Below are 22,792 nucleotides of genomic sequence, written 5' to 3'. Positions count from 1 at the left end.
TCATGGTTGTTGAACTGATTTCAGTTGGAACGGAACTTCTTCTTGGAAATATTGTAAATACCAACACTCAGTATCTGGCGGAGAAATGTGCCCTTCTGGGACTTTCCATGTACCACCAGGTTACGGTAGGCGATAACAGAGAACGGCTTTCAGAAGTCTTTGAGACAGCCTTAAAGCGCTCGGATGTTGTTATATTGACCGGAGGTCTGGGGCCAACGGAGGATGATCTGACAAAAGAGGTCTGTGCAGAGGTTATGGGGTTTTCTCTGGTGGAAGATGTCCATACAAAGGAAAGAATCAGGGAGTATTTTAAAAACAGCATTTATAAAGAGATTCCGGATAATAACTGGAAGCAGGCTCTTGTTCCCCAGGGAGCGGTGGTACTGGATAATGACAACGGTACTGCTCCCGGACTTATTATGGAAAAGGATGGAAAGGTGGCAATTCTGCTGCCAGGGCCTCCAGGTGAATTAAAGCCTCTGTTTCGCGGCAAGGTAGTTCCATATCTTCAGAAGGGGCAGCCTGAAGTGATCCGTTCTCAAATGGTCAAGATCTGCGGACATGGAGAGAGCCAGGTAGAGAAAAAGATTCTTGACTTAATTAACGGTCAGTCCAATCCAACCATTGCCACCTATGCAAAAACGTCTGAGGTGCATTTAAGAGTCACGGCAAAGGCATCAAGTGATGAGGACGCCAAAAGCCTTTTAAAGCCGGTGGTTAAAGAGATTAAAAGCCGTTTTGGGGATGATGTGTATACCACAAAAGAAGAAGAGACCATTGAAATGGCAGTTGTCCGTCTCCTTAAAAAATATGATCTGACGGTGACTACGGCAGAATCCTGTACAGGAGGACTGATCGCAGGACGTCTGGTGAATGTGCCTGGGGCTTCCCAGGTGTTCAAAGAAGGATTTATTACCTATTCCAACAAGGCAAAGAGAAAACATCTTGATGTAAGCAAAAGTACTTTAAAGAAATACGGTGCGGTCAGCGAACAGACGGCCAAAGAAATGGCCATCGGAGGTGTTTTTGCGGCCGATTCGGATGTCTGCATTGCAGTGACAGGAATTGCAGGACCGGATTCTGACGGAGAAAAGCCGGTGGGACTTGTTTACATGGCCTGCTATATGAAGGACAAGGTTTCGGTGGAAGAATATCATTTTAAGGGGAACCGGGAAAAAATCAGGGAACAGTCCGTAGTAAAGGCTCTGGACCTGCTGCGCCGTTCCATTCTTAAGAATTACCATTCATGAGACCTTCCGGAAGGAGATAAATTTGGAGACCCGTTTGCTGAAAAAACAGATGACTGCAGCGTACCAGTACTCCTACGTAAGGCTGGTGCTGAATTATTATACTTTATTTGAAACCATAGGGGAAGAACCGGTGATTCCGGACCGGATCATTGCTTACTGCCGGCAGCTTAACGGCCTGCTTAAGGAGCATTTCTCCGGAAAAGATGTGGAAGAGGGACTGCTTAAGCTTCGGGAGGATATCACTCATGAGGTGGAAGTCCTGACTTCCTACACCGACTGCTTTCAGATTTATGAATATGTTTTAAACCGTCTGGAACGGAAGTTTATGACTTTGCCTGAAACCGGACATGATGATGAAAGCTTTGCCATGCGTCTCACAGGATTTGTAAGGGATACAAGGGAAACAGCTGTTATGAACGGAAGAATCAGGCAGATCATCGGCCAGCTTCCGGTCCGTCTGACAAAACAGAAGTTTTTCAGCCTTGTCATGGAAGGACTGTCCGTTTACATTGGTTCTCCCTTGGAAAATCTGAAAGATATGATGTATACCCTCCGAACGGAATCCATGACAAAGCTTCCTTTGGGAATGGAAGAGGGGCATAAGGACTTGTTTGAGCTTTTGGAACAGTTCCGCCATGAGGATTACACCAATATGACAGCCGAAGGCTATGAAGAAGCTTCTTCAAAGCTTGCCATTGCCTGCCAGGGGCTTATAGATGAATCCGGCCTTTACATCATGCTTCAGGAGATTATCAATGATTTTTGCGTCCTGGTGTTTGCCAGGCCGGAAGCGGTCATTGATGTGAAGGAGGAGGAGCTTTACTGCTCCATGGTGGGAGAGATACTGGATAAGTTTGAAAAAGAAGATTACTCTGCTGCAAAAGAAGAGTTTTTTGACAGGCTTACCCAGCTGGAAGGCAGGCAGGAAGCTTACTATGAGCGTTATTTAAGGACTGAACTGCCGGAAGAGAGCGATGAATGGAATAAAGACCCGGATTACGTGAAAGCTGTAAATGTAGACAGGCTTTTATCCGGAAGCTCTTTTGTGGAATTAAAAGGCCGGAATGAGAAGAAAGAGGCAGGAGAGGCGGAAGAAACGGCTGTTGTTGACCGTCCTTACCTGGAGAAAACGGCAAAGGAGTACTTTGAGGAACTTTCAGAGGTATTCTCCGGCGTTTCCAGGCCTGTGGTACGGGCCATCATGGCTAAGGTTTTATCAGACCTTCCTGTCTATTTTAATTCAATTGAGGAAATACAGGCATATATCGAAGGAAGTTTAAAAAGCTGCCTGGATGAAGCGGAAAAGGAAACTTGCAAGGAATTATTGGAAGAGCTGATGGATGATGAAAATAAGCTGGTTTGACCGTTTGTACGTAGGCGAGAAAGCGAAGAAGAAACGTTACCGGATCATTCAGGGAATCCGCAGGTTAAAACCTGGGCCAGGGATTTATGTGATTACGCCTGCCATAAATGGGAATAATATACTTGATATCTATCCGGCAATGACGCTTTTATGGCCCCTTTACCGGGAGGAGGAATTTCTCATTTTGGGAATTGCGTCCGGATATTGGGAAGCGTTAGAGGTGGCAGGGAATATCATTAGTGATATGTACCGGAAAACAGGAGGCTTTGATCTGTCTGCTTTTATAGAGGAACAGGGATACCTGCATGCCCCAAATGCAAGGGTGAAAGCAGGGAAAGAAGCCGGTAAGGTGTGAGGTGTTCATGCTTCATATAATTTTGTTTATACTTAAAATCTTAGGGCTGCTGGTGCTTATTGTTTTAGGGCTTATCCTCTCTGTGGTTCTGCTGGTCCTTCTGGTCCCGGTCCGTTACCAGGCAGAAGGGTCCTATGACGGAAAGGTGAAGGGAAAGGCCAGGATTACCTGGCTTTTACATATCCTTTCCGTGTCAGCCCAGTACGAGGAGGATTTAATCGTAAGGGTCCGGTTCTTCGGCTTTCGTATAGGAAAACCGAAGAAGATGGATTCAGAGCTTAAGGAAGCGGAAGAAATCATGGTTCAGGCCATGGAAGTCATGGAACCGGAACCCATAAAAGAAGTACCGGAAGTGAAAGATGAGATTGATGGCAGGATTCAGGAAAAACCCAGGAGCCTGCCGCCTCCAAAGGAGGAATCAAAGAATTTTCCACTTCCAAAGAAAGAACCAAAAAAGAAAAAAAGATTCGGGATTAAGAAGCTGTTTGCAAGGGTCAAGGAAAAGGTTCTTATGGCTTTTACAAAACTTAAGTTTTTTTTCCTGCGGATCTGTGATACACTGAGAACAATAAAAGACAAAAAAGATGAGATTCATGCCTGGATTTCCAATAAGGAGAACCAGAAGACCGTAAAGCTGCTTTTTAGGCAGGGAAAAAAACTGATCCGTCATATTCTTCCCCGCCGGGGAAAGGGAAACATAACCTTTGGCTTTGACGACCCTTATCTGACCGGCCAGGTGCTCACCTATGCAAGCGTTGTTTATCCGCTCTGCCATAAGCATTTAAACCTGTATCCTGTTTTTGACCGGACTGTGTTTACGGCGGAAGGAACATTTCGGGGCAGGATCCGTACGGGGACGGTTCTTTTCATTGGATCGCGTATGCTGTTTAATAAGAATTTCAGGCGTTTATTAAAGGGATGGCTTCATAAAGGAGGAATTGCTTAACGTGGCAGAGAATAATTTTACATCTACAGTAGAGTCGCTGTTTAAGGGAATGGATTCTTTTGTGGCAACAAAAACTGTGGTAGGAGATGCGGTAAAGGTAGATGATACGATCATTCTGCCTTTGGTGGATGTGACCTGCGGCATGGCTGCCGGATCCTTTGCAGGAGATGCAAAGAAAAACGGGGCAGGAGGCATGCATGCAAAGATGAGTCCCAGTGCGGTGCTCATCATCCAGAATGGAGTAACAAAGCTGGTAAATATCAAGCAGCAGGATGCTGTAACGAAAATTCTGGATATGGTTCCGGATTTTGTCAATAAATTTGCCGGCGGTTCAAAAGAGGTTTCTCCGGAAGCCTTAAAGGTGGCGGAGGAGATGGCCGCTGCAGAAGATAAGAAAAAAGCGGAAGAATAAGAAAGGGATAAGCCGCATAGGATGTCATATAGCCTGAATGGATTGAGGGATGATATGAGAAGAGTATGCGGACTTATGCTGTTCTGCTTCGGAGCGGGCATGGCAATCCTGCTTTTTATCCCGGCGACTATCGTAACGATCCTGTTTATCATTGGATGTCTGGTACTGGGATATAACCTGTTCTGCTGCTGATCAAGCAATGCTGTTAAAATAAATGAGGCCAGCCTTTTAAGAGGGCAGGCCTCATGATAAAATGACAAAAAAATACTCCTGACTGATGCTAGCCAGGAGTTTCCTTCGATTAAGCTCTTTCAACTAATCCGGATCTTAAGCAGGAAGTACATACGTACATCTTCTTATTAGCGCCGCCATTAACTTTTACTTTAACGGACTTTACATTTGCTTTCCACATCTTATTGGATCTTCTATGGGAATGGCTCACTGCGTTGCCAAAGTGAGCAGCTTTTTCACAAATTGCACATTTAGCCATGATTGCACCTCCTTAAAAGCGACTTGGACTTTTTATGGTTGAAAAATCCACAACAAATGTATGATAACAGAAAACACATGGATTTGCAAGTGAAAATTAAAAATTTGTTTCTTTTTTTGGAAAAATCATGTATAATCAAATCAGACAGAAAGAACGGAGGTAAAGACTATGAAGGGTTATATTAACAATAGACTGGGCGAGATCCAGGTAAGCCCTGATGTTATCGCTATGTATGCCGGAACGACTGCAGTGGAATGCTTTGGTATCGTCGGTATGGCGGCTGTCAGTATGAAAGACGGACTTGTTAAGCTTTTAAAACGGGAAGGCCTGACTCACGGTATTAATGTGAACATCCAGGACAACCATATCACCATCGATTTCCATGTAATTGTAGCCTATGGGGTCAGCATTTCTGCGGTGGCGGATAACTTGATTGAAAATGTAAAATACAAAGTAGAAGAATTCACAGGTATGACAGTAGATAAGATAAACATTTTTGTCGAAGGCGTAAGAGTGATTGATTAAGGAGGAAACTACCCGTGGGTATGAAGTTTATAGACGCCAAAATGCTGCAGAAGGCATTTCTGGCAGGAGCAAAAGGACTGGAAGCGAAGAAAGAATGGATTAACGAACTGAATGTGTTTCCAGTGCCGGATGGAGATACCGGAACCAACATGACCATGACCATCATGGCGGCGGCAAAAGAAGTTGCCGCCATTGAGAATCCTACCATGGAAACGTTAGCTAAAGCGATTTCCTCTGGTTCTTTAAGAGGAGCGAGAGGAAATTCCGGTGTGATCCTGTCCCAGTTGTTCCGGGGTTTCACAAAAGAGATCGCTGCTGCCAATCAGGTGACTGCCACCGTTTTAGCCAATTCCTTTGTAAGGGCAACGGAAACTGCTTATAAAGCGGTAATGAAGCCTAAAGAGGGAACCATTCTCACTGTAGCCAGAGGAATGGCAGAGAAGGCTGCAGAGTTGGTTACCGAAACAGAAGATATCCTTGAGTTCGGTCAGAAGGTGATCGATCACGGTGATTACGTATTGAGCCAGACGCCGGAGATGCTTCCGGTTTTAAAACAGGCCGGAGTAGTGGATTCCGGCGGTCAGGGGCTTATGCAGGTAATGAAGGGAGCCTTTGACTGCCTGATGGGCAAGGAGGTGGACTTATCTGTAGAGGTTATAAGGCAGCCGGCTGCTTCAGCTGCAGCCCATGGGGCGCAATCTGCTGACATTGATATCCGGTTCGGTTACTGTACCGAATTCATCATTAACCTGGAAAATCACTATGATGATAAGAAGGAGCATGAATTTAAGGAATATCTGGAATCCATCGGCGAATCCATTGTGGTTGTTTCGGACGATGACGTGGTAAAGGTCCATGTCCACACCAATGACCCGGGACTTGCAATCCAGAAGGCCCTTACTTATGGCTCCTTATCCCGTATGAAGATCGATAATATGAGGGAAGAGCACCAGGAAAAACTGATTAAAGAATCAGAAAAACTGGCGGCTCAGCAGAAGGCTGAGAACGAAAAAAAGGTGGAGCAGAGAAAGCCCTATGGCTTTATTTCCGTTTCTGCCGGAGAAGGTCTTGATGAAATATTCCGGGGGATCGGTGCAGACTATCTGATCCAGGGCGGACAGACCATGAATCCCAGCACAGAGGATATGCTGAATGCCATTGAACGGGTAAATGCCGACACCATTTACATCCTCCCGAACAATAAAAACATCATATTGGCGGCCGAGCAGGCAAAAAGCCTGGTAGAGGATAAGAAGGTCATTGTGATTCCTTCAAAGACCATACCTCAGGGAATCACTGCCATCATCAATTTTGCTCCGGATTTATCACCGGAGGATAATGAAAAGATCATGACAGAAGAGATGTCCCGCGTAAAAACCGGGCAAGTTACCTATGCGGTCCGGAATACAATGATCGATGACATTGAGATCCGGGAAGGAGATATCATGGCATTGGGGGATAATGGAATTCTGGCGGTTGGAAAAGAAGTTGAATCCACGGTGCTGGAAGCCCTTAAATCCATGGTAGAAGAAGAGTCTGAATTAGTGACCGTTTATTATGGTAAGGATGTCAGTGAAGCGGATGCAAAAGAGCTCAAGGAAAAAGCGGAAGAGCTGTTTTCCCACTGCGAGGTAGAGCTTCATGCAGGCGGACAGCCGATTTATTATTATCTTATATCTGTAGAATAAAAAGAGCCAGCGGCATTTTTTATACCGGGCAGACGAGGCCTGTCTGCCCGGTTTTGCTGTGCAGGAAAAAAGAGAGGAGGGAACCTGTCTTTGAACCGGGAGCCAATTGATTCCTTAAAGGGAATCGGAGAAAAAACAGGAAAATTGTTTCAAAAGGTGGGAGTCATAACCGTTGGGGATCTTCTGGAATATTATCCGAGAGCTTATGACACCTATGAAGAGCCTTGTCCCATTGGGGATCTTAAGCCGGATCAGGTGATGAGCGTAGCCGGAATGCTTTATAAGACTCCGGATGTAAAGCGGTACAGCCACATCCAGGTCATCACAACGACTTTAAAAGATGTGACGGGAACCCTTTTGCTTACCTGGTATAACATGCCCTACCTTCACTCCACTTTAAAAGCGGGAATGAGGGCTGTTTTCCGTGGCAGGGTGGTAAAGAAAAAGGGACGTCTGATCATGGAACAGCCTGAGGTATTTACGGCAGAGGCCTATGAGCAGGTGATTCATTCCATGCAGCCTGTTTACGGCCAGACCAAGGGACTGAGCAATAAAACTATTGTCAGAGCCCAAAGGCAGGCCTTAAGCCTTCGGGGCATGGTGCGGGATTATATGCCTTATGATTTGCGCAAAAAACACGAATTGGCGGAATATAATTTTGCCATTGAACATATTCATTTTCCGACGGACCGGAACGAACTGCTATTTGCCAGAAAAAGGCTGGTGTTTGATGAGTTTTTTCTTTTTCTCATGGCGGTCCGGCGTTTAAGAGACAAAAGAGAAGATAAAAAAAGTGCTTATATTTTAAATCTCTCTCCCCAGGTGGAGTCTTTAAAGAAAAGCCTTCCCTATTCCCTGACTGGTGCCCAGGAAAAGGTTTTAAATGAGGTATACGGCGATCTTTCAGGAGGACGTGTTATGAACCGGCTTATTCAGGGGGACGTAGGCTCCGGCAAGACGATCATCGCCATACTCGCCCTTCTTCAGGCGGCGTATAACGGATATCAGGGAGCATTAATGGCGCCTACGGAGGTACTGGCAAAGCAGCATTTTGAATCCATGACAGAGCTGTTTGCCATGCATCAGATCGGCAAAAAACCCATACTCGTTACAGGCTCCATGACGGCAAAGGAAAAAAGGATTGCCTACGAAAAGATTGCTTCCCATGAGGCGGATGTTATTATCGGAACCCATGCCCTTATTCAGGAGAAGGTAGTATACGACAATCTGGCGCTGGTAATTACCGATGAACAGCACCGGTTCGGAGTCAGCCAACGGGAAATGCTGGGGAAAAAGGGTGAGGAGCCTCATGTTCTGGTAATGAGCGCCACGCCCATCCCGCGGACCCTGGCTATTATCATTTATGGGGATCTGGACATTTCTGTTATTGATGAGCTTCCTGCAAACCGTTTGCCAATTAAAAACTGTGTTGTGGATACCGGCTACCGGGGGAAAGCCTATGAGTTTATCCGGAAAGAGACAGCAAGCGGACGCCAGGCCTATGTGATCTGCCCTATGGTGGAAGCCAGCGAGATGATTGATGCGGAAAATGTAGTGGATTATACCAAGACCTTAAGGGAGGCGCTTCCGGGAATTTCTGTGGAATACCTTCACGGGAAAATGAAGCCAAAAGAAAAAAACGGGATCATGGAGAAATTTGCCTGTGGGGAAATCAAGGTTCTGGTATCCACAACTGTAATCGAGGTAGGAGTAAACGTTCCCAATGCAACAGTCATGATGATCGAAAATGCAGAGCGCTTTGGCCTGGCTCAGCTTCACCAGCTGAGAGGGCGTGTAGGGCGTGGAAAATACCAGTCATACTGTATTATGGTAGGAGCCTCGGACCAGGAGGGGACAAAAGAGCGTCTGGATATTTTAAATCAGTCCAATGACGGCTTTTTTATTGCCTCAGAGGATTTAAAGCTTCGGGGGCCCGGTGATATTTTCGGTATCAGGCAGAGCGGGGACCTGGAATTTAAGCTTGGTGATATTTTTACGGATGCCAATCTGTTAAAGATCGTATCAGATGAAGTGAAACGGCTTTTTGAAGAGGACCCGGAGCTGGAAAAAGAGGAACACCAGGAGCTTAGGGGCAAGTTAAAAGAGTATCTTGAGAAAAGCTATGATAAGCTTAATTTGTAGTTAAAATCATCTGATCTTATGTTTTTTGCAGAAAATATTTGCAATAATCGACGGCAAATGATAAACTTATTTACGTAAAATTATCAGAATATGGAAGCAGGAGGAATGTAATGAGTAGAAAAGCTTTAAAAATGGATGCAAAAGATGCTATGAGGGAGGCCCTTGTAAGCCCTTATATGGTCACGATAATTTTAGGTGTCATTATGGTTGTATTATCTGTTGTGCAGGGATTTCTGAATATATGGCAGGAAATGATAGATAACGCCGGCGCTTATGGGGATGCAGGCCAGGTAGGTACGTTTGCTGCCAGCAGCATTGTTTTTTTTATTATTAATATTCTTATCAGCACGATTATCCAGTTCGGATATCAGTCTTACTGTTTAAAGGTTGCTAACAGGGATAATACTATGTCATATGGAGATTTATTCAGCACCGTAAGGTATTTTTTTAAAGCACTGGGATTGCTTCTTATGGTGTCCCTGCTTACTTTCTTATGGGCATTACTTCTTATCATTCCGGGAATCATAGCTGCTTACCGCTATTCACAGGCCATTTTTATTATGGTTGAGGATCCCAGTAAAGGTATCATGCAGTGTATCCGTGAAAGTAAGGAAATGATGGCAGGGAATAAGTGGGAATACTTTGTTCTGGAGCTGTCCTTTATTTTATGGCAGCTTTTGGGCCTTGTTACCTGTGGCCTGGCTTATATTTATGTTTATCCCTATATGAAGGTTACTTTTGCTAATTATTATAATGAAGTAAAGCCAAAAACTGTTGTATATGAGGAAGAGGCTGTATTTGAGTAAACGATCAAAGGGTTCAATTCTTTTTTAAGAGGTTGGACCCTTGGATTATTTATGAAGATATGCGGCTTATATGGCAAATAAGTGGAGGAGCACGGAAGATGAAGTGTGTATTAATTGGAATTGCCGGAGGAACCGGTTCAGGGAAGTCGACCTTTACCAACCGGTTAAAGGCTGCATTTTGTGACGATATTGCGGTTATTTATCATGATAATTATTATAAAAAGCAGGATGGAATTTCTTTTGAAGAGAGAAAGAAGATGAATTATGACCATCCCGAAGCTTTTGAAACAGAGCTTTTGCTGGAGCAGCTTCGTAAGCTGCGGGCAGGAGAAGCTGTTGATTGCCCTGTTTATGATTATTCCATGCACAACCGTTCACAAAATGTGGTGAAGGTAGAGCCTAAAAAGGTTATTCTAGTCGAGGGGATCCTGGTTTTTGCAGATGAGCGCTTAAGGAGCATGTTTGATATAAAAATCTTTGTGGAAGCTGATGCCGATGAACGGATTCTTCGCCGTGTGATCCGGGATGTTAAGGAAAGAGGCCGGGATATCGAAGGCGTTGTGGAACAGTACTTAACCACGGTTAAGCCGATGCATTATTTGTATGTAGAACCTACGAAGCCCATGGCGGATGTTATCATAAACAGCGGCATGAATGAGGTTGCCTTCCAGTTGGTGAAAACGAATATTGAAAAGATATTGGAGACTGGTCAGGAGGACTAAAAACGGATCTGCATGAGAATGTTTATGAAGCCTCGATTTTTTCCCTAAAAATTAACATTTTACGAAAAACCTTCTAGTGTATTTCATTCTATTCCAGCCATAATAGGAGTGTAGCACAAAACACACCATGAATTATTAAAAAAGCAAAACATGGTGAATAGATGAAAAGGAGGCATATCATTATGTCAGGTAGCTCTAATACTACAAATGTACCAGAAGCAAAGGAAGCAATGAATCGTTTTAAAATGGAAGTTGCCAATGAGATTGGTGTTCCGTTAACCAACGGTTATAACGGAAACTTAACTTCCGCTCAGAATGGTTCCGTAGGCGGCTATATGGTTAAGAAGATGATCGAAGCCCAGGAAAGACAGATGGCAGGTAAATAATCTGTAAAAAAACAAAGAAACACCCTTTGTATAAACATTATGCCAGGTAAAAAAGGATAATGGAAGGGAAACCGGGAGCTGCAGTTTCGTAACTGATAATCAGTTATAGGAGCTGCGGCTCCTATTTTTTTTGAGGAATCAGTTGTATATCTTTCGGATTCATACTATAATGGTTTGGAAAAATAAAGTGAGGAATTGTTATGAGAGTAATTGCGGGGAAAGCCAGAAGGCTTGTTTTAAAGACCATAGAGGGGCAGGATACACGGCCTACCACAGATAGAATTAAAGAAACACTTTTTAATATGATTCATGGGGACATGCCTGACTGCTGTTTTCTGGATTTATTCTCCGGAAGCGGGGCCATTGGAATAGAGGCACTTAGCCGGGGAGCCAGGCTGGCGGTTATGGTGGAACAGAGCCAGAAAGCAGCAGAATGCATCCGTGAGAATTTAAAGACCACAAGACTGGAAGACGGGGCTGTTGTGATGAACTGCGACATCATGACAGGACTTAGAAGACTGGAAGGGAAAGGGTATGTGTTTGATTTTGTATTTATGGACCCTCCCTATAATAATGATTGGGAAAAAAAGGTCCTGGAGTATCTGGCCGGTTCCAGCCTGATTGATGAGGATACGACCATTATCGTGGAAGCCTCTTTGGAAACCTCCTTTGATTATCTGGAGAATCTGGGATACCGGATTATAAGGGAAAAGGATTATAAGACGAATAAGCATTTGTTTGCTGCAAAGAAAGAGCTAAAGGAAAAGGAAGAAATCGTATGAGAAAAGCAGTGTATCCGGGAAGCTTTGATCCGGTGACTTTTGGCCATTTGGATATTATTGAACGTTCCGCCAGAATGTCGGATCATCTGATCATTGGAGTTTTAAATAATAATTCAAAAACGCCGTTGTTTTCTGTAGAAGAACGTGTTAATATGTTAAAGAGCCTTACCAAAGATATTCCCAATGTAGAGGTGAAGTCCTTTGGAGGGCTATTAGTTGATTTTGTACGAGCTAATCAGGCGGATGCAGTCATTCGCGGGCTTCGGGCTGTAACGGATTTTGAATATGAATTGCAGATCGCACAGACAAACCGGGTTATAGCTCCGGAGATTGATACTGTGTTTTTGACGACGAATTTAAAATATTCTTACTTGAGTTCCAGCATTGTGAAGGAGATTGCCGCCTATGGCGGGGAGATAAACACGTTTGTACCTGCATGGGTTGCGGAGCGTGTAAAGAAGAAGATGGAAGATAGAATGAAATAAGAGTAAGGAGTGTTCGTATTATGATGAGCAGAATTGAACAGTTAATCGGTGAAATTGAAGAATATATTGACAGCTGCAAGTACCAGCCGCTCTCAAACAGCAAGATCGTGGTCAACAGGGATGAACTTGAAGAGCTTCTGGTAGAACTTCGTCTGCGCATTCCGGATGAGATCAAGCAGTACCAGAAGATCATCAGTAACCGGGATGCCATTATGAATGAAGCCCGCCAGCAGGCGGATTCTATTTTGGCCCAGGCCAATGCTCAGACAAATGAGCTGGTCAATGAGCATGAGATCATGCAGAAAGCATACACCCAGGCCAATGATATCATTGAACAGGCAAACGGCCAGGCCCAGCAGATCGTGGAACAGGCAGTATCTGACGCCAATGGCATCAGACAAAGCTCTGTTCAGTATACGGATGATATGTTAAAGAGTCTTCAGACAATAATCAGTCATTCCATGGAAGGGGCACAAGGCCGTTTTGATGCCTTTATGACTTCCATGCAGTCAAGCTATGATATTGTTTCCTCTAACCGCCAGGAGCTGACAGGAGCAGTCACGCCCATGGCAGGAGCAGAAGAAGACGGGACAACAGAATAAAAAATATGATGGTAAGGAAGCTGTGAAGTACTTTCCAAGCTACATAGTGCCGGATGGATAATCCGGCATTTTTTATAACACTCTTTGTCTGGAAGATACCGGATAATCCTCCGAATGCGGTTACAGCCCCGATCCATAAGCCGCCGGACATCCCTGAAAAGGCTTGGGAAACGGCCTTGATCCCTGTGGTGATCTCAACAAATCCCAGGATAAGAGCCTTATATTGGGGAAGGTCTATGGGAATCGTAGTTATGTAAAGGGCCAGGATGGAAAAAAGCATGATATATCCCCCGATTTTTACCATGACTTCGCAGGAATCTATCAGGCTGTCATCAAAAGATTTGGGGGATTCTCTGGTTATAGGAAGGGACTGGGCAGGCCCGTTTATGCCATAACAGCTCCGGGCGGCTATGGAAACAGGAAATATGGGCAGGTAGACACAGGCAAGAAGGAGCCAGGCCGGTACTGACGGGGGAAGTCCCCCGGCGGCATAACCTAATAAAAACATGGGGCTGGGATGATTGCATATGGCTAAAAGATATTTTCCTTCTTTTTCCGAGATGCGTTTATGATCCATAAAATCACTGCAGGTCCTTGCTCCCATGGGATAACCGCAGAGGAGACCGGAGATAAGTGTATAGCTTCCGGCATCCGAAAGACAGAAGAACCGGTGAAGGATCCTTCTGACAGGAAAAATAAGGATGTGGATTGCATTTAAGGCCACAATGACATTCGAGCATATCATAAAGGGCAAAAGAGTGGGCACGACCACAGAGCCCCATAAAACAAGTCCGTTTCTTGCCCCTTCAAAGGCAATGGCCGGAAATAAAAGCAGCAGAACCAAGGCGGCAACGGAAAGAAGACGGAAAAAGGATTTTTTCATGTACACCTGAATAGATTGTTTTATATAATTATATGAAATGGCATGACTGATATGATGGTGATTCTTCTTTTCATCCTGATCCTTTCCGTTTTCCAGGTAACCATGATCGATTACCTGTATAATAATCCTACCTTTTACCAGCTTGACGCTTATACCTGGGAAAGCGATGATTTCAGAAACTTAAAGCTTGGAAAAATGGTGGCAGAATGGGATTCTCTTGATTACGATACTTTGGCTTCCTTAATGGTGGAGCATCAATATGATCTGACAGGGGTCACTGACCCTGCTACCCATACGGACAGACTCTTAAAGGTAAAGCCGGCGGAGTATAGAAAGCTTCGCCAGGCCTATGAGACCATTTTAACTGATTTAAAGTATTTTCCGATCCCCAAAACCGTCCAATCCGGTTCCCCGGATATAAGCTATCAAAACGGCTGGATGGATACAAGGACTTATGGGGGAGAACGTGGACATGAAGGCTGCGACATCATGGGAACGGAGCAGCCCAGAGGGCATTATCCGGTGGTCAGCATAAGTGATGGAGTGGTGGAAAAAGTGGGGTGGTTAGAAAAGGGAGGCTGGCGGATCGGGATTCGGACTCCAAAGGGAGCCTATCTTTATTATGCCCATCTTTACGGTTACAGCAGGCAGTGGAAGGAAGGGGACGAAGTAAGGGCAGGAGAGCTTTTGGGGTTTATGGGTGACACCGGCTACAGCCAGGTAGAGGGGACTACCGGCAATTTCCCGGTCCATTTGCATTTGGGAATTTATTTGCGGACCGACCATAATGAGGAGATGAGCGTCAATCCATACTGGGTCTTAAAATATCTGGAGAAATACCGGTTGAAATATTCGTATTAGTACATTATCGGAAGCAAAAGGCGCTTCCGATAATCGGATGGATGGGCTAAAATCTTGCCTTGCAAATTTCCATAAGCTATATTAAGATGCTTACATAGGCATAATTTACTTAATGAAGGAAAGGCTGTACTGCCTGAATTCAGTAAATTAGCTGTTTGATGAGCTGAAAGTAAAAGGAACTTCCTTAACATATAGGAGCGACAACGTGAAAGAACGAAAGATTTCGGAAGAATTTTTAAACAGAATGAAAAATTTATTAGGGGAAGAGGAGTATGAAGCATATTTAAGAAGCTTTGATGAAGAACGGCTCTATGGGCTGCGAGTCAATACTCTTAAAATAACCCCGGAAGAATTTACTAAAATGACAACCCTTAAGCTTGAACCCGTTCCCTGGATCCATAACGGTTTTTACTATGAGGGAGATGAACGTCCGGCCAAAGATCCTTATTATTACGCCGGGCTTTACTATCTCCAGGAACCCAGTGCCATGACACCGGCAAGCCTGCTTCCGGTGGTGCCGGGAGACAAGGTCCTTGATCTGTGCGCAGCGCCTGGAGGGAAGAGTACGGAGCTGGGGGCAAAGCTGAAAGGCAAAGGTCTTTTGGTGTCCAATGACATCAGCAATTCCAGGGCAAAGGCCTTGCTTAAAAATCTGGAATTGTGGGGAATTGAAAATATTTGTGTCACCAGCGAGGAACCAAAGAAATTAAAGGAAACCTTCGGCGGATTTTTTGATAAAGTACTGGTAGACGCTCCCTGCTCGGGAGAAGGGATGTTCCGTAAGGATGCAGATATGGTAAAAAGCTATGAGGAACACGGACCGGAGTATTATGCTGCAATCCAAAGGGAAATTATGGATCAGGCAGTAGACATGCTTGCTCCCGGCGGGCTTCTTTTATACTCCACCTGTACGTTTTCCGTCTGTGAAAATGAAGATATCATCAGCAAGACCCTGGATTGCCATGAGGAAATGGAGTTGATTAAGCTTCCTCTTTTTGAAGGGGCTAAGGGTGGGATCGGTCTTACCGGCTGCCTCCGCCTTTTTCCCCATAAGATCAGGGGGGAAGGGCATTTTATGGCAATGCTGCAAAAGAAAGACCGCCCGGAAAGATATGAAACTTTCGGGAAGGCTGGCAGCAAACAGCTTCCTCTGCCTGATGGACTTTCTGATTTCCTTTCCATGGTATCAAAGCCCCTGGAGCGTTCCCGTATCCGGATCAAGAATGACATGGTTTACTATTTGCCGGAACATTTCCCAGACAATAATAATGGACTGCGCTACTTAAGGACCGGACTTTTCCTGGGAGAGATGAAGAAGGGCCGTTTTGAGCCGGGACAGGCGTTTGCCATGGCCTTAAAGCCGGAAGAGTTCAAACAGGCTATTTCCTGGGAAAAGCAGGATGAGAGGGTGATCCGCTATTTAAAAGGGGAAACCATTTCCTTAAAAGATGGGGAGGAACCCATAAAAGGCTGGTGCCTGGTCTGTGTGGAAGGCTTTCCGCTGGGCTTTGCCAAAGGAGGCGGAGGGACATTGAAAAACAAATACTATCCGGGATGGCGGTGGCAATAATGAAGGAACTAAGACTTGATAAATATTTAACGGAGATGGGAGAAGGAACGCGAAGCCAGATCAAGGAGATGGCCAGAAAAGGCAGAATTCTGGTAGACGGCATACCGGAGAAAAGAGCGGAGCGTAAAATTGATCCGGAACAGCATCAGGTATCCGTTGATGGGCGTCCGGTTTCCTATGTCCGGTTTGAATACTATATGTTAAACAAGCCTCAGGGCGTGGTATCTGCTACTGAAGATTCCCGGTATGGAACAGTGGTAAGCCTTATTAAGTCACGGAAAAGGGATGATCTTTTTCCGGTGGGACGGCTGGATATTGATACGGAGGGGCTTCTTCTCATTACCAATGACGGAGACCTGGCTCATCAGCTTCTGTCTCCCAAAAAGCATGTGGATAAGGTTTATTTCGCCAGGATAGAGGGGGAAATTCCGCCTGATGCAAAGGAACGCATGGAGGAAGGACTTGTGCTTTCCGATGGTACTCCTACGCTGCCGGCGTATTTAGAAGTGCTAAAGCAGGGAAAGGGAGAAGCGCCTTCTGAAATTCACCTGACCATCCGGGAAGGAAAATTTCATCAGGTAAAGCGGATGTTTGAAACTCTTGGGTGCCGTGTGATATACTTAAAGAGGATGTCTATGGGAAGCCTGATCTTAGATGAGGCGTTAATGCCAGGGGAATACCGCCCGCTTTCAGAGGAAGAGATCCGGGGATTAAAAGGTTAAGGAAAAGGAAAGGAAGACAAAAGCAGAGAATGTTAGAGCAAAAGAAAGCAGTGATTTTTGATCTGGATGGAACACTGGTCGATTCCATGTGGATGTGGAAATCCATTGATATAGAATTTCTTGGCAGCAGAGGGCTTGCATGTCCGGAAGATCTGCAAAAGGAGATTGAAGGGATGAGCTTTTCGGAAACGGCTTTTTATTTTAAAGAGCGTTTTAAACTGAAGGAATCCCTTGAGGAGATTAAAAATGTGTGGACGGAAATGTCCATTGAAAAATACAGGAATGAGGTTTGGTTAAAACCGGGAGCCGGCGAGTTTCTTAAATACATCACCCAAATGGGATTAAAGACCGGAATCGCAACCAGCAATGGAAGACAGATGGTGGATGCGGTGATTGATTCCTTAAATATCGGGCAATATTTTCAGGTAGTGGCTACTTCCTGTGAGGTGACTTATGGAAAGCCTGCACCGGATATTTATTTAAAGGTTGCCGGAGATCTTTCCGTATCTCCGGCTAATTGCCTGGTCTTTGAGGATGTCCCTGCCGGGATTCTGGCAGGAAAGCGGGCAGGAATGACGGTCTGCGCCATTGACGATGAATTTTCCAAAGAGATGGAAGAAGAAAAACGGGAGCTGGCTGACTACTTTATATACGATTATCACCAGATACTGAAAAGAAAGGTCGAAAAATCATGATGCACGATTATCTTCCCATGAGCCGGTCTGATATGAATATCAGAGGTTGGAAACAATGTGACTTTATCTATGTCACCGGAGATGCCTATGTAGATCATCCATCCTTTGGCCATGCCATCATCAGCCGCCTGTTAGAGGCCCATGGATATAAGGTGGGAATCATATCCCAGCCGGACTGGAAGGATCGGGCAAGCATCCAGGTTTTAGGGGAGCCCCGCCTTGGTTTCCTGGTTTCAGGCGGCAACATGGATTCCATGGTAAATCATTACTCTGTTTCAAAAAAACGCAGGCAGCAGGACGCCTATACACCGGGAGGGATCATGGGAAAGCGTCCGGACTATGCGGTTACGGTCTACTGCAACCTGATCCGGTCTGCATATAAGAAAGCTCCTGTCATCATCGGCGGCATTGAAGCAAGCTTAAGGCGCCTTGCCCATTACGATTACTGGTCGGACCGGTTAAAGCATTCCATCCTGATCGATTCCCAGGCGGATTTAATCTCTTATGGGATGGGGGAAAAATCCATTGTAGAAATTGCGGACGCATTAAACAGCGGAATCGACATCAAGGATATTACCTTTATCGATGGGACTGTCTATAAGACAGACAGCCTGGAATCCGTATATGATGCCCAGATCCTTCCTTCTTTTGATAAAATGAAGGCCGAAAAAGAAGAATATGCAAAAAGCTATTATATTCAGTATAATAATACGGACCCATTTACCGGAAAACGTCTGGTGGAGCCATATAAGGACAATCTGTTTGTGGTTCAGAATCCTCCGGCCAAGCCTCTTTCCATGGAGGAGATGGATGAGGTGTATGCCCTACCTTATTTGAGGAATTACCATCCTTCCTATGAGGAGCTTTGGGGAGTTCCGGCCATTCGTGAAATTAAATTCAGCCTGATCAGCAACCGGGGCTGTTTTGGTGCCTGCAGCTTCTGTGCCCTTACGTTCCATCAGGGCAGGATCATACAGGCCAGAAGCCATAGTTCCCTTTTGGAGGAGGCAAAGCTTTTGACAGAAGAGCCGGACTTTAAGGGATATATCCATGACGTAGGCGGGCCTACGGCGGATTTCAGGTCACCGGCCTGTGAAAAACAGATGACAAAGGGAGCCTGCTCCAACCGGCAGTGCCTGTTCCCGGAGCCTTGCAGGAATTTAAAAGCGGACCATACGGACTATATTGAATTACTGAGAAAGTTAAGAAGCCTGCCAAAGGTGAAAAAAGTATTCATCCGTTCCGGAATCCGGTTCGACTATGTGCTGGCGGACCCCGGCAAAAAGTTTATAAAGGAGCTTTGCCAGTACCATGTCAGCGGACAGTTAAAAGTAGCCCCGGAGCATGTTTCAGATAAGGTGCTTTCAAAAATGGGGAAACCCCGGAATCAGGTATACCGCCAGTTTGTGAAGGAATATAACGAAATGAATGGGCGGCTTGGAGTGAAACAGTATCTGGTGCCTTATTTAATGTCCTCTCATCCAGGCTCAGGGCTTTCGGAAGCCATAGAACTTGCGGAATATTTACGGGATTTAGGATACATGCCGGAGCAGGTCCAGGACTTTTATCCAACGCCTTCCACCATATCCACCTGCATGTATTACACGGGATATGATCCACGTACCATGGAAAAGGTGTATGTGCCGGTCAATCCCCATGAAAAGGCCATGCAAAGGGCATTGATCCAGTACCGGAATCCGAAAAACTATGAATTGGTTTCTGAGGCATTAAGGCTGGCAGGCCGCACCGATTTGATCGGGTATGACAAAAAATGCCTGATCCGTCCAAGAGCAGGTGCCCCGGGAGGTTTCTCAGACAATAGAACAGGGAAGAATCCTGGCAGCGGGAATAGAAGGCTGGCTCCAGAGACAAAAGACCGCCGGGAACACAAGAAAAAGACCATAAGGAACGTCCATAAAAAAGCAGGAAAAAAATAAATCCAAAAATAAAAGAAAAGAAGGAATCAATTATGAAGATTGCCATTGTAACAGGCGCGTCTTCCGGCATGGGAAGAGAATTTATCATGCAGATTGCTGACCGTTTTAATGGAATTGGAGAAATATGGGCTATTGCCAGGAGAGAGGAACGGCTGGAGGAGTTGTCCCCGCTTGTCCCGGTTAAGGTCCGGTCTTTTGCCATTGACTTAACGGATGACAGCAGGCTGATGAGCTTACAGGATATCCTGGCAAAAGAAAAGCCGGATGTAAAGTGGCTGATCAATGCGGCAGGCTATGGGAAAATCGGCGATGTAGGGACCATAAACATAGGGGATGAAATGGGCATGGTGGAGTTAAACTGCAAAGCCCTCTGCGCTGTGACCCATATGGTTCTTCCCTATATGTCATTAAACAGCCGCATCATACAGTTTTCCTCTGCAGCCTCCTTTTTGCCCCAGCCTGGTTTTGCCATTTATGCGGCTACAAAATCCTTTGTGTTAAGCTATAGCAGGGCGCTGAATGAAGAACTGAAGGGAAAGGGAATCTATGTGACGGCAGTATGCCCGGGACCTGTTAGAACTGAATTTTTCGATATTGCGGAAACGACAGGAGAGATTCCTCTTTATAAGCGGGTGGTGATGGCGAGTCCTAAAAAGGTGGTGCGTCTGGCTTTGCGGGACAGCATGATGGGGCGTCCGGTTTCCGTATATGGAACCACCATGAAGGCCTTCCGGTTTTTATGCAAAACAGTGCCTCACACCGCAATCTTTCGTCTTATGAAGGGGTTAATGAAGGTTATTTAATGCGAATATCCGCTTGACAACAGCAGGCAAAGGAAGAGGAATACAAAAGTGAAACGATACAGGAAGGGACAGTACGGTTACCGTAATTATCACAGAAGAACAGAACTTAGGAAGGTCCTTTTCGGGGCGGCCCTGATACTCATACAGCTATTGGCCCGGGCTATGGCAGACAGCTCATCCTGGAAAAACATCCTGACAGTCACAGCCATTCTTTCCGTACTTCCGGTGGCCAATTGGGCTTCGCCCCTTCTGGCCTCCTGGAAGTACAAAACGCTGCCGGACGAACTTTATAAAAAAGTTTATCTCCATGAAGGAAAATGCAGAATGCTTTACGATCTGATTATTACCTCAAGGGAAGCCATCATACCGGTGGATGCAGCTGTGGTTCATCCCACCGGCGTCTACGCTTACTGTACTGCCAAAAGGCTGGATACCGGAAAGGCAGAATGTTTTTTAAAGGATATGTTCCTCAGCCATCAGCTAAAGATGGATGTAAGGCTCATGCTGGATGAGGAGGAATTTTTAAACAGCCTTTCCGGCTTGAGACCGGAAGCAGAGTACACGGATGACGACAGCGTGGAGCGTGGGATCACGCTGCTAAAAAGCCTGTCCATGTAATCGGCAGGACAGAAATACCTTTATGCCAAAGCTCATGGCAATAGTCATAGAGGGATACCCCCAGGGTATCCCTCTATGCGAAAATATGCGGCAATAATATTGAAAGGACAGAACATGCAGTCTTTGATTGTATCGAAAAATGAAGCAGGGCAGCGTTTGGATAAACTGCTTTCCAAATATTTGAATCTGGCAGAAAAAAGCTTTCTTTATAAGATGATGAGAAAGAAAAACATCACTTTAAACGGAAAAAAGTGCGAAGGTTCGGAAAAGCTTGTAGAAGGAGACGAAGTCAGGCTTTTTCTTTCTGATGAAACCATTGGAAAATTTTCCCAGGTTAAGCTTCAGGAGGTAAAGAAAGTCTCTTTGAGCATTATATATGAGGATGAGCACATCCTTTTGGTAAACAAACCGGCCGGCATGCTTTCCCAGAAAGCCAGGGAATCGGATGAATCCCTGGTGGAATACATGATCGATTATCTGGTATCAAGCGGACAGTTATCAACAAATCAGTTAAGGAGCTTCCGTCCTTCCGTGTGCAACCGTCTGGACCGGAATACCAGCGGTTTGGTGGTAGGAGGTAAGTCCCTGGCAGGTCTTCAGCTTATGTCTGCCTCTTTTAAGGACAGGAGCATTCATAAGTATTACCAGTGTGTGGTAAAGGGTAAGATTACAGACAGACAGGTGATCACAGGCTATTTGACAAAGTCGGAAGCATCCAATCAGGTAACGGTCCATAAGCAGGAGGTCCCGGGAAGCGCTCCTATTGTGACAGAATATGAGCCTGTTAGGTGGTATGAAGGTTATACCCTCCTTAAGGTAACTCTGATCACAGGACGCACCCATCAGATCCGTGCCCATTTATCTTCCATCGGGCATCCGATCGTAGGAGATTATAAATATGGGGACACCAGGGTCAATGAGGAAGCAAAAAGACTTTACCATATCAATTCCCAGCTTCTCCATTCTTATCAGGTAACATTCCCTGAGTTTCCGGAGCCTCTTGCCTATTTATCCGGCCGCACCTATTATGCGCCTCTGCCAAAGACCTTTTCAAAAATATGCAGGGACTGGAGATAGGAGGCAGAGATGGGAACCTGGAATACCAGAGGGTTAAGAGGCTCTGCCCTTGAAGACCTGATTAACCGCAGCAATGAAAGCTACCGGGAAAAAGGATTGGCCTTGATTCAGAAGATACCCACACCGATCACTCCTATTTCCATTGATAAGGAAAGCCGCCACATCACTCTGGCTTATTTTGACCAGAAAAGCACGGTGGATTATATTGGGGCCGTACAGGGGATTCCGATATGCTTTGATGCAAAGGAATGCTCGGCCTCTACGTTTCCCCTTCAGAACATTCATCCTCACCAGGTCGCTTTTATGGAAGAGTTTGAAAGCCAGGGAGGTATTGCTTTCATCATTTTATCCTATACTCAGAAGGATGAGATTTATTATCTTCCATTTGACCAGCTGAAACGGTTCTGGAAGCGGATGGAGGATGGGGGGCGGAAAAGCTTTACCTACGATGAAGTGGATAAAACCTGGCAGATCCAGAGGTACCGGGATATTTTCGTTCACTATTTGGAACTGATCCAGAAAGATTTGGATAGAAGAGATTGACAAGAACTACTTTTTCCCCTATAATTGACTACACGTTATCGAATTATCACTTTACTATAAGAAAGCGATATGAAATGATAAACCGTGAAAATAATTTTCTTCATTGCATTTAGGCGGCTTATTATGGAA

General features: G+C 45.3%; 26 protein-coding genes. 24 read left to right on the top strand and 2 right to left on the bottom strand.

From position 1 onward, the window contains the following. Positions 1–2 precede the first annotated feature (2 nt). The 6 genes from ABFV83_RS07165 to ABFV83_RS07140 are packed head-to-tail and all read left to right on the top strand — an operon-like array spanning position 3 to position 4,518. The gene (locus ABFV83_RS07165) at positions 3–1,250 is read left to right on the top strand and encodes a competence/damage-inducible protein A (protein WP_349948215.1); all 1,248 of its coding nucleotides are present in this window, start codon (positions 3–5) and stop codon (positions 1,248–1,250) included. A 34-nt stretch (positions 1,251–1,284) separates the two neighbouring features. Next, positions 1,285–2,613 (top strand): hypothetical protein, encoded by a 1,329-nt coding sequence (locus tag ABFV83_RS07160; protein ID WP_349948214.1) that lies wholly within the window; start codon positions 1,285–1,287, stop codon positions 2,611–2,613. Continuing rightward, positions 2,591–2,968: a hypothetical protein gene (locus tag ABFV83_RS07155; RefSeq protein WP_349948213.1), complete on the top strand. Its 378-nt coding sequence runs from the start codon at positions 2,591–2,593 to the stop codon at positions 2,966–2,968. Before ABFV83_RS07160 ends, ABFV83_RS07155 begins: the two co-directional genes overlap by 23 nt. Positions 2,969–2,975: 7 nt before the next feature. Next, positions 2,976–3,914, top strand: coding sequence for a DUF2953 domain-containing protein (locus ABFV83_RS07150; RefSeq protein ID WP_349948212.1), 939 nt, complete (start codon positions 2,976–2,978; stop codon positions 3,912–3,914). A 1-nt stretch (position 3,915) separates the two neighbouring features. Beyond that, the gene (locus ABFV83_RS07145) at positions 3,916–4,326 is read left to right on the top strand and encodes a GerW family sporulation protein (protein WP_349948211.1); all 411 of its coding nucleotides are present in this window, start codon (positions 3,916–3,918) and stop codon (positions 4,324–4,326) included. A gap of 54 nt (positions 4,327–4,380) precedes the next feature. Beyond that, a complete protein-coding gene (locus ABFV83_RS07140; RefSeq protein WP_013272624.1) occupies positions 4,381–4,518 on the top strand; it encodes a hypothetical protein in 138 nt (45 codons plus the stop codon). A 109-nt stretch (positions 4,519–4,627) separates the two neighbouring features. On the opposite strand, the gene rpmB is transcribed toward ABFV83_RS07140, so the two are convergent. Beyond that, positions 4,628–4,816, bottom strand: coding sequence for a 50S ribosomal protein L28 (rpmB, locus tag ABFV83_RS07135; protein ID WP_025233002.1), 189 nt, complete (start codon positions 4,814–4,816; stop codon positions 4,628–4,630). Positions 4,817–4,984: 168 nt separating this feature from the next. Here rpmB and ABFV83_RS07130 point away from each other — a divergent pair, with 168 nt between their 5' ends. From ABFV83_RS07130 to ABFV83_RS07090, 9 genes are all read left to right on the top strand, one after another. After that, positions 4,985–5,341: an Asp23/Gls24 family envelope stress response protein gene (locus ABFV83_RS07130; protein ID WP_054737680.1), complete on the top strand. Its 357-nt coding sequence runs from the start codon at positions 4,985–4,987 to the stop codon at positions 5,339–5,341. 14 nt (positions 5,342–5,355) lie between these two features. After that, entirely contained in the window at positions 5,356–7,029 is a 1,674-nt protein-coding gene (locus ABFV83_RS07125) for a DAK2 domain-containing protein (RefSeq protein ID WP_349948210.1), read from the top strand. Positions 7,030–7,119: 90 nt separating this feature from the next. Then, entirely contained in the window at positions 7,120–9,171 is a 2,052-nt protein-coding gene (gene recG, locus ABFV83_RS07120; protein ID WP_349948209.1) for an ATP-dependent DNA helicase RecG, read from the top strand. A 110-nt stretch (positions 9,172–9,281) separates the two neighbouring features. Continuing rightward, positions 9,282–9,977, top strand: a complete 696-nt coding sequence (locus tag ABFV83_RS07115) for a DUF975 family protein (protein WP_349948208.1) — start codon at positions 9,282–9,284, stop codon at positions 9,975–9,977. A 98-nt stretch (positions 9,978–10,075) separates the two neighbouring features. Further along, positions 10,076–10,699 (top strand): uridine kinase, encoded by a 624-nt coding sequence (gene udk, locus ABFV83_RS07110; protein ID WP_054737682.1) that lies wholly within the window; start codon positions 10,076–10,078, stop codon positions 10,697–10,699. 182 nt (positions 10,700–10,881) lie between these two features. Further along, positions 10,882–11,085: a small, acid-soluble spore protein, alpha/beta type gene (locus ABFV83_RS07105; RefSeq protein WP_054737683.1), complete on the top strand. Its 204-nt coding sequence runs from the start codon at positions 10,882–10,884 to the stop codon at positions 11,083–11,085. Positions 11,086–11,285: 200 nt separating this feature from the next. After that, a complete protein-coding gene (gene rsmD, locus ABFV83_RS07100) occupies positions 11,286–11,867 on the top strand; it encodes a 16S rRNA (guanine(966)-N(2))-methyltransferase RsmD (protein ID WP_349948207.1) in 582 nt (193 codons plus the stop codon). Continuing rightward, positions 11,864–12,352 (top strand): pantetheine-phosphate adenylyltransferase, encoded by a 489-nt coding sequence (gene coaD / locus ABFV83_RS07095; RefSeq protein WP_349948206.1) that lies wholly within the window; start codon positions 11,864–11,866, stop codon positions 12,350–12,352. Before rsmD ends, coaD begins: the two co-directional genes overlap by 4 nt. 20 nt (positions 12,353–12,372) lie before the next feature. Then, positions 12,373–12,954 carry a vacuolar family H+-ATPase subunit H gene (locus ABFV83_RS07090; protein ID WP_349948205.1) on the top strand — a complete coding sequence of 194 codons (582 nt, stop codon included), beginning with the start codon at positions 12,373–12,375 and terminating at the stop codon, positions 12,952–12,954. Here ABFV83_RS07090 and ABFV83_RS07085 read toward each other — a convergent pair. Next, positions 12,911–13,837: a nucleoside recognition protein gene (locus tag ABFV83_RS07085; protein ID WP_349948204.1), complete on the bottom strand. Its 927-nt coding sequence runs from the start codon at positions 13,835–13,837 to the stop codon at positions 12,911–12,913. The two genes, ABFV83_RS07090 and ABFV83_RS07085, sit on opposite strands and share 44 nt — an antisense overlap. Positions 13,838–13,894: 57 nt before the next feature. On the opposite strand from ABFV83_RS07085, the gene ABFV83_RS07080 reads away from it, so the two are divergent. The 9 genes from ABFV83_RS07080 (at position 13,895) to ABFV83_RS07040 (ending at position 22,663) form a co-directional block, all read left to right on the top strand. Next, a complete protein-coding gene (locus tag ABFV83_RS07080) occupies positions 13,895–14,698 on the top strand; it encodes a M23 family metallopeptidase (RefSeq protein WP_349948884.1) in 804 nt (267 codons plus the stop codon). A gap of 205 nt (positions 14,699–14,903) precedes the next feature. After that, a complete protein-coding gene (locus tag ABFV83_RS07075) occupies positions 14,904–16,268 on the top strand; it encodes an RsmB/NOP family class I SAM-dependent RNA methyltransferase (RefSeq protein ID WP_349948203.1) in 1,365 nt (454 codons plus the stop codon). Further along, positions 16,268–16,990 (top strand): pseudouridine synthase, encoded by a 723-nt coding sequence (locus tag ABFV83_RS07070; RefSeq protein WP_349948202.1) that lies wholly within the window; start codon positions 16,268–16,270, stop codon positions 16,988–16,990. The genes ABFV83_RS07075 and ABFV83_RS07070 overlap by 1 nt, the downstream gene beginning before the upstream one ends. Positions 16,991–17,019: 29 nt before the next feature. Further along, positions 17,020–17,685 carry an HAD family phosphatase gene (locus ABFV83_RS07065; protein WP_349948201.1) on the top strand — a complete coding sequence of 222 codons (666 nt, stop codon included), beginning with the start codon at positions 17,020–17,022 and terminating at the stop codon, positions 17,683–17,685. Then, positions 17,682–19,622 carry a YgiQ family radical SAM protein gene (locus ABFV83_RS07060; protein ID WP_349948200.1) on the top strand — a complete coding sequence of 647 codons (1,941 nt, stop codon included), beginning with the start codon at positions 17,682–17,684 and terminating at the stop codon, positions 19,620–19,622. The genes ABFV83_RS07065 and ABFV83_RS07060 overlap by 4 nt, the downstream gene beginning before the upstream one ends. A 32-nt stretch (positions 19,623–19,654) precedes the next feature. After that, positions 19,655–20,425 (top strand): SDR family NAD(P)-dependent oxidoreductase, encoded by a 771-nt coding sequence (locus ABFV83_RS07055; protein ID WP_349948199.1) that lies wholly within the window; start codon positions 19,655–19,657, stop codon positions 20,423–20,425. A 48-nt stretch (positions 20,426–20,473) separates the two neighbouring features. Then, positions 20,474–21,043 (top strand): O-linked GlcNAc transferase-like protein, encoded by a 570-nt coding sequence (locus ABFV83_RS07050; protein WP_349948198.1) that lies wholly within the window; start codon positions 20,474–20,476, stop codon positions 21,041–21,043. Between the two features lie 114 nt (positions 21,044–21,157). Further along, the gene (locus ABFV83_RS07045) at positions 21,158–22,120 is read left to right on the top strand and encodes an RluA family pseudouridine synthase (RefSeq protein WP_349948883.1); all 963 of its coding nucleotides are present in this window, start codon (positions 21,158–21,160) and stop codon (positions 22,118–22,120) included. 9 nt (positions 22,121–22,129) lie between these two features. Continuing rightward, positions 22,130–22,663 carry a Holliday junction resolvase RecU gene (locus ABFV83_RS07040; protein ID WP_349948197.1) on the top strand — a complete coding sequence of 178 codons (534 nt, stop codon included), beginning with the start codon at positions 22,130–22,132 and terminating at the stop codon, positions 22,661–22,663. Positions 22,664–22,792 lie beyond the last annotated feature (129 nt).

It is taken from the genome of Lacrimispora sp. BS-2 (assembly GCF_040207125.1).
Classification (GTDB): Bacteria; Bacillota; Clostridia; order Lachnospirales; family Lachnospiraceae; genus Lacrimispora.
This window is presented reverse-complemented; position numbering and strand designations above follow the sequence as displayed.